Genomic DNA, 824 nt, shown 5'->3' with positions numbered 1-824 from the left:
CGGGTTCGCGCAGCGCGGGCAGGTGGCGCGCGACACGGTCAACGGCCAGGTCAATGTCGACCTGCCGATCGCGAGCCGGTCTAAGGGGGTGCTGCCGTTCCTCGGCACGCTGTCGGCGAACTTCAACCTGGCGCAGGATCATTTGTCGGATTTCGGCACGCTGACCACGCTTGGTTACGGTGCGAACTGGGCGCCGATCCCGGCGGTGCGGCTGATCGCGTCGGTGACCGACACCGACCAGGCGCCGACCGCGCAGCAGCTGGGCAATCCGTCGATCACGACGCCCAATGTCCGCGTGTTCGATTATGTCCAGGGCACGACCGCGACCGTCACCACGATCAGCGGCGGCAATCCCGGGCTGAGCGCGGACAATAACCGCGTGACCAAGCTGGGGCTGACGGTGAAGCCCTGGGCGGGGCGCGAGGTCACGCTGACCGCCAATTATGTCGACAGCCGGACCGACAATCCGATCGCCGCCTTCCCGGCCGCGACCGCGGCGATCGAGGCGGCATTTCCCGACCGGTTCGTCCGCGATGCGACGGGCGCACTGTTGCAGGTCGACCGGCGGCCGATCAACTTCGCGCGCAGCGAACGCTCCGAACTGCGCTGGGGGATCAATTTCTCCGCGCCGCTGAAGTCGAAGATCCAGCGCGAGCTTGAGGCGTTTCGCGCGGGGACGGGGCCCAATCCGTTTGCCGGGATGCAGCCGCCGGGCGGCGGGCGGCCGCGGGGTGAAGGCGGGCGGGGTGAAGGACCGCGGGGCGAAGGACCGCGGGGCGAAGGCGCCGGGCCGGGTGAGGGACGCGGCGGCGGTGGCCCGGGCG

Annotated in this window: 1 pseudogene; it reads left to right on the top strand. The window is 70.4% G+C overall.

Annotated features, from left to right (window positions below):
* Positions 1-824 (top strand): annotated as a pseudogene (locus sphsw_RS19985) (TonB-dependent receptor); the annotation flags it as partial.

Source organism: Sphingomonas sp. FUKUSWIS1, assembly GCF_000733135.1.
In the GTDB taxonomy this organism is placed as follows: domain Bacteria; phylum Pseudomonadota; class Alphaproteobacteria; order Sphingomonadales; family Sphingomonadaceae; genus Sphingomonas; species Sphingomonas aerolata.
This window is presented reverse-complemented; position numbering and strand designations above follow the sequence as displayed.